This window comes from Coleofasciculus sp., from assembly GCF_046539235.1.
Classification (GTDB): Bacteria; Cyanobacteriota; Cyanobacteriia; order Cyanobacteriales; family Coleofasciculaceae; genus Coleofasciculus.
This window is the reverse complement of record NZ_JBKHHI010000412.1, coordinates 1-6055: the sequence shown is the minus strand read 5'-3', so window position 1 is coordinate 6055 and position 6055 is coordinate 1. Positions and strand designations below refer to the sequence as shown.

Annotated in this window: 5 protein-coding genes; 3 read left to right on the top strand and 2 right to left on the bottom strand. The window is 44.5% G+C overall.

Annotated elements, in window-relative coordinates; genetic code table 11:
- Positions 1–110: 110 nt before the first annotated feature.
- The 3 genes from ACLFWI_RS25520 to thyX all read left to right on the top strand — a co-directional run bounded on the left by ACLFWI_RS25520 (position 111) and on the right by thyX (position 3348).
- Complete coding sequence (locus ACLFWI_RS25520) at positions 111–1007, top strand: hypothetical protein (protein ID WP_446415250.1); 897 nt, start codon at positions 111–113, stop codon at positions 1005–1007.
- Positions 1008–1072: 65 nt separating this feature from the next.
- On the top strand, positions 1073–1654 hold the full coding sequence (gene dcd / locus ACLFWI_RS25515; protein ID WP_446415249.1) for a dCTP deaminase: 582 nt from the start codon (positions 1073–1075) through the stop codon (positions 1652–1654).
- A 338-nt stretch (positions 1655–1992) separates the two neighbouring features.
- Positions 1993–3348 carry an FAD-dependent thymidylate synthase gene (gene thyX, locus ACLFWI_RS25510; RefSeq protein ID WP_446415248.1) on the top strand — a complete coding sequence of 452 codons (1356 nt, stop codon included), beginning with the start codon at positions 1993–1995 and terminating at the stop codon, positions 3346–3348.
- 393 nt (positions 3349–3741) lie between these two features.
- On the opposite strand, the gene ACLFWI_RS25505 is transcribed toward thyX, so the two are convergent.
- Together ACLFWI_RS25505 and ACLFWI_RS25500 are read right to left on the bottom strand one after the other, a co-directional pair.
- Positions 3742–5013 carry a sensor histidine kinase gene (locus tag ACLFWI_RS25505; protein WP_446415247.1) on the bottom strand — a complete coding sequence of 424 codons (1272 nt, stop codon included), beginning with the start codon at positions 5011–5013 and terminating at the stop codon, positions 3742–3744.
- Positions 5014–5239: 226 nt separating this feature from the next.
- Entirely contained in the window at positions 5240–5911 is a 672-nt protein-coding gene (locus tag ACLFWI_RS25500; RefSeq protein ID WP_446415251.1) for a response regulator transcription factor, read from the bottom strand.
- Positions 5912–6055 lie beyond the last annotated feature (144 nt).

Here is a 6055-nt window from a genome sequence, read left to right as displayed (position 1 = left end):
CCAAGCCCCTACTTGGTAACCAAGCCCCTACTTGGTAACCAAGCCCCTACTTGGTTACTGTACAATGTTGTACAGGAACGTGTTTTGTCGCTCATTGAAGGTAAAGTGACATGGCAGGGGAAGCGAGAGCGGTTCGTTTCCAACTTGGAAACATTGAGGTTTCTGGTTACCAGCTAACCTCTGATCAGGATCAGCGTTTGTTGTTCACCCACAGGCAAATCGCCGAAGTCGTGGGTAAAAGCAAGGGGACAGCGCAAAAATTTTGTAAATCAAACGAAAACGAGTTGCCAGAAACTGTCAAGGCTGTGGTACCGGACAAGCCTAGACCGATCGCGTTATCATCCTGGGATGCAGCCGTAGCGTTTTGGCAATATCAAGCCAATGCTGGGAATGAGACAGCAACGGCTTTGGTGGAAGCAGCGCGTTCTACATCACCAGAAACTCTTCAGATTGAACCCGCGAGTGATATCGAGCCAGTTGAGACATCCTATCCCAAAGACATCGAAGCTGCGATCGCGGCGTTACCCCAAACCGAGGAATTTCCCCTGGATAACCAACTCCAGCAACTGGATCAGGGGTTACGGTTAATCGCCAAATGGTTAGAGGAAGCGGGATTAGATCAACGTGCGATCGCGTCGTGGAAATTGAATGTACTCACCCAGCGTTTTCCGGCTTTAGCCAGTGCAGCTAATCAAGCGCAACAGCTTTTAGTCACTCATTCGGTTGAGGAACCATCCGGGATGATCGCCTCCCAAGTCGCTAAGAAGGTGTCAGAGCAATTAGGACAAAACGTTAAAGCGGCTCAAGTCAACGCCGCCCTCCATGAATTAGGCATTCAGGAATGGACAAAACCCGGTTCGAGAGAGCGACGACTGACCGAAAAAGGAAAAGCATACGGGCGAGCCATGCTAGCCACCTCTAAAACCAATACCTGGAGTGGAGCGCAACTGCGATGGTTTGATAATGTTGTGCCATTATTGTGTGACTTTTTTAAACCTGCAAAATAAAAGTCGATACTATCCATTTTGCGACTATTCGGGTTATTCTAGTAAGTCGGCTATAATTACCTGCGATGATTAAAAACGATACCTGGATAACTCAAATGGCTGACAAGGGTATGATTACACCTTTTGAGGCAAAGTTAGTTCGTCGCGTTGATACGCTACATGTTATCTCCTATGGTTTGAGCAGCTTTGGCTACGATATCCGGCTTTCACCCGTGGAGTTCCGTATTTTTCGGCATATCCCGGGTACGGTAGTTGATCCAAAAAACTTTAATCCAGAAAACTTAGAACCGACTCAATTACATCATGATCAACAGGGAGACTATTTTATTCTTCCTGGACATAGTTATGGTCTTGGCGTAGCCTTGGAACGTATTGAAGTGCCAGAAAATGTCACCGTCTTATGTATTGGCAAAAGTACCTATGCTAGAGCCGGTATAATCGCCAATTTAACTCCAGCTGAAGCAGGTTGGCGGGGTCATTTAACCTTGGAGGTTAGCAATAGTTCTCCCGCCGATTGTCGGATTTATGCGGATGAGGGCATTGTCCAATTGCTCTTTTTTGAATCAGAGCTATGTTCGGTGACTTATGAGCAACGTAAGGGTAAATATCAAGATCAGCCGGAAAAAGTGGTTTTTTCTAAAGTTTGATAATTATTTTGGCAAGCTTGAGCAGGTATAATTAGGATATAATCTCGCCTATATTGGCGTGACACGCCAAATCCATATCGATGATGATTGTGTCCAAAAACAGTAGGGGCGCAAAGCTTGCGCCCAATTCAACGGTAAAATCTATTCCATTATTTTAGCGAGCAAGATGCTCAGTAGCGAGCAAGATGCAAAGCCTGCGGCATGGCTTCGCTAAACGCACTACTATTATTGACATTAAAATTGCAATAAAAATAGCTTATTATTGGTAAGCTTGAGTGTACCCAATAAATTTATTGTCAATAAGATTAAGCTTGAATTTATATTGAGGTCATAACGAAGTGGAACGGTTTTGTATTGATGTAATTAATGCTACCCCCAATCCGCAACAACTGGTTTGGGCGGCAATGCACCAAGATTACTCAGAAGATTATGTTTGGCATAGCCGCGATCGCTGGCCCCCTGAACAACGGTCAGGTGAACTAATTGTTAAGCATTTGTTGGCGGGTGAGCGAGGACATTATGGCTGTTTAGAACATCCCCAAATCACATTTAATGTTGGTTATTTTCCGCACTCAATGATGCAGCAAGTTCGCACGCATAGAGTTGGCGTGAGCTTCGATGTTCAATGTCTGGCGGCTAATACTCAGGTAACGTTTGTTAACGATAAGGGGGAAACTCACCCAGAACCGAGAACAACGATGGGAGAGTTATACGAACTGTGGACGAATGGTGAACAAACCATCCCCAAAAAATCTATCTCAGTAATCAAAGGAGAGTCGTCTGGATGCTATCACTGTGACGGCAAAAACCACATCCGCAGCATGAATTTGCGCGTTCTCAACGAAGAAAATGGTTTATTTGAAACGGGGACTATTAAAGATGTCATAAGCCGTGGAATTCAGCCTGTTTACCGAGTCAGTTTAGCCGATGGTAAAACCCTCGATTGCACGGTAAATCATCGCTTGTTTACATCAGTCGGTTGGCAGACAATGGGTGATGCAGTTGGCTTAGTCACATCTGCCGATGGCTGTGTTATTAAACTAACAAAGTCTTGCTCGGTTATGTGTAATGGCATAGCCGTGGCTAACAAGACTAATCCGTTAGATTGGCAATCTCAGTTACAGTCTGCTGACACTAACATTAAGGCGCACCCTGTCAAGGTTACTAAGGTTGAATATTTGGGTGAACATAAGACCTATGATTTAGAGGTAGAAGGTCAATGGCATAATTTTGTCGCCAATGGAATGGTAGTTCATAATTCCTTTCGCTATACGGGACAGCGAATTATTAATGTTGCTCAAGGAAAGCAAGATATAGAAGAGGTATTTTACCTACGCCCTGTGGGAAACTATAGCAACCGCCAGGGAAAACGTTATTTCTATTCTGAAGCCCAACGGAATGAAGATATAAAGTGGTGTTTAGAGGCTTGTAAACGGTATCAGCAACGAATAGAGGAAGGGTTATCTGAAGAACATGCTAGAGGATTGATTCCATTTGACGCCAGACAAAATTTTGTCCTGAGTTGTAATATGCGATCGCTAATGCATCTTTTAGATTTAAGGTGGAAAAAAGATGCTCAATTAGAAGCACAAAAGTTCTGTGAACTTCTCTATGTACATTTTGAACAATGGTCTCCGGCGGTTGCCCAATGGTATAAAGAAAACCGTGCCAAAAAAGCGAAATTATCGCCCTAGTACAATAAGGCAGATAACAGAATTGATAGTAAGCTATTCGATATTTAAAACTTAATGTCAATAATGGCGAAATTCTTATAGTGCGTTTAGCGAAGCCATGCCGCAGGCTTTGCATCTTGTTCGCTACTAATACCCAATGTTAAATGCATGACAGCTTATCTGCGTTTTAGTTTATTCTTTGGTTGGGGCGGGTTTAGCCACATCAGGGCGGGAAAAAAATGATAATAGTGAAACCCGCCCCTACATTCCTTAAAAACTCTGGATAAGATGTCAGTTACACTAAATCCGGGTTTCCCACCCCCGTTATAATTTAGTCCGCGTAGGCGGACTTTGTTTGTATAGCAGCGATTTTAATCGCCGTAGCAAAAAGGGGTAACAAAGGCGGATTTAGTATTAAACGGCAGGTAAACGCACCTGAAAGCAGCTTCCTACTCCAATTTCACTCGTCACCGTAATTTTCCCGCCATGACGCTGCGCGATCGCCGCAGCAATAGCTAAACCCAACCCTGTCCCCCCCTCGCGCCGAGAACGGGCTTTGTCCGCCCGCCAGAAGCGATCAAATACAAAGGGTAATTGTTCTCGTTCAATACCAATTCCGGTATCTTTAACACTCACAATAGCAAAGCGATTAGTTTTCGCCAAAATCAAGTCTATTTTCCCTTTAGTCGGCGTGTATTGAATCGCATTTTCCAGCAGGTTACAAAATAAACGAATCAGTTGTGATTCATCCCCTACCACAGAAACTGTTGCTAACCACTGAGACTGGAGTGTCACCTCTTTATCTTGGGCGAACGGTTCTAATAACTCCAGCAAATTCTGTAAAATCTGATTCAGAGATATTATACTTTTGTCACGGCTAGGCGTTGACACTTTACGATCATTTCGCGCCAAAAAAAGCAAGTCTTCCGATAAGTGACTCATCTGATCAGTAGCACTAGCAATAGCCGCTAACTTTTTCGCATCTTTAGGATGAATTCGTTCCGGATGATTTCGCATCACATCAACCGATGCTTTAATCGCCATCAAAGGACTGCGTAACTCATGGGACGCATCGGCGGTAAACTGCTTAAGTTGCTGAAAACTTTGCTCAATTGGCTCCAAAGCTTTCTGTGTCAACCACAGTCCACCCAAACCCACTAAACCTAACCCCATAACACCACCCATTCCCAATCCCCACAGCATTTGGCGTTGGACGATTTGAATATCCTCCATCGACTGAGAGGCGCGAATATACCCTTCTAAAGAGGGCTGATTGGGGGTTGAGCCATCTTTAAACACAGAAATGGTATACGTGCGAACCTGTCTCAGCTTTTGCTTCTCCTCTAGGGTTTGAGAACCGACTCTGAGTCTAGAGTCCAACTCTAGGGCGCCTCGACTTGCCAAAAGTTGACCCTTGGCATCAAACCATTCTAAGCTTTGCTGATCCCGATTAAAAATATCACGCCAGGGAACCGCATCAACTTGATTAAGATATTGAGAACCCTTCATTTTCACAGGAATAAACGAAGCGGCGGCGGCTTGAGCCATAGTCAATAATTTTTTATCCAGTTGGTAATAAAGATTACGGCTAACAAAGACGTAAACTCCCGTGCCAAAGAAACTCAAAATTGCTGCCATTACAGTTAGGTAAGACAACAATAGACGCCATCGTAAACCTTGAAACATTATAATAACTGTAGATACGTAGCCTGCTACGTCTGAGTTTTGACTGTGTAGGGGCGGGTTTATGTGCTTTCGTTTCACTATGTATGATAACATTTATTCAAAACCCGCCCTGACCGATCGTAGGGGCGGGTTTTACCAATAACGTTGAGGAGAAAACCTCTAACTGAACTCAACCCGCCCTGACTAAGTTATGAGGTTTAAATTATAAATCTTTCCCAATCACCAATTACTGTTTCAAACGATAACCCAAACCATAAACCGTTTCAATCAAATCACTGGGAGCGCCGGCAGCTTCAAGCTTCTGTCGTAAACTGCGGATATGCGCTTTCACCGTCGCTTCTTCCGGGAGTCGCTCAAAGGGCCACAAGTGTTCTAAGATTTGAGCGCGGCTAAACACACGACGACCATGGCGTAAGAAAAATTCTAACAACGAATATTCTTTGGGTGAAAGCGATAAGAGGCGATCTTGATAAAAAACTTCACAAGTACTTGGATCTAACCGTAGTTTACCCCACTCCAATACTGGCGGTGCAGTAGAAACACCCCGACGCAGTAAAGCTCGAATGCGAGCTGATAACTCTTGCAAGTCAAAGGGTTTAACCAAATAGTCATCAGCTCCGGCATCCAATCCCACAACCTTATCAGTAATTGTATCCTTAGCCGTTAGCATCAGAATCGGAGTACCGCAGCCTTGGGAGCGTAGTCGCCGACAAAGTGTAATCCCATCGATTTTGGGTAACATAATGTCGAGCAAAATTAAGTCATAGGTGACAGAATCAGCGAGATTTAACCCCTCCTCTCCATCATGCGCCACATCGATCGCATAATGTTGATCGGTGAGATCTTCTTCTAGGGCATCGGTAATGCGCTCATCATCTTCCACGAGTAAAAGTCTCATCTGTGACATCTGTGACTGAATACGACTTATCGCTCCCAAGTCAACTACGGTGATGGTGGGGTAGTTTCATCTCCCGGCGTCATCGTTTCATCTCCCGGCGTCATCGTTTCATCTCCCGGCGTCATCGTTTCATCTCCGGGTGTC

What these genes read in the sequence shown, in the direction of transcription:
- ACLFWI_RS25500 (WP_446415251.1), bottom strand. Translation starts at nt 5,911, where the DNA reads ATGAGACTTTTACTCGTGGAAGATGATGAGCGCATTACCGATGCCCTA.
- ACLFWI_RS25505 (WP_446415247.1), bottom strand. Translation starts at nt 5,013, where the DNA reads ATGTTTCAAGGTTTACGATGGCGTCTATTGTTGTCTTACCTAACTGTA.
- dcd (WP_446415249.1), top strand. Translation starts at nt 1,073, where the DNA reads ATGATTAAAAACGATACCTGGATAACTCAAATGGCTGACAAGGGTATG.
- ACLFWI_RS25520 (WP_446415250.1), top strand. Translation starts at nt 111, where the DNA reads ATGGCAGGGGAAGCGAGAGCGGTTCGTTTCCAACTTGGAAACATTGAG.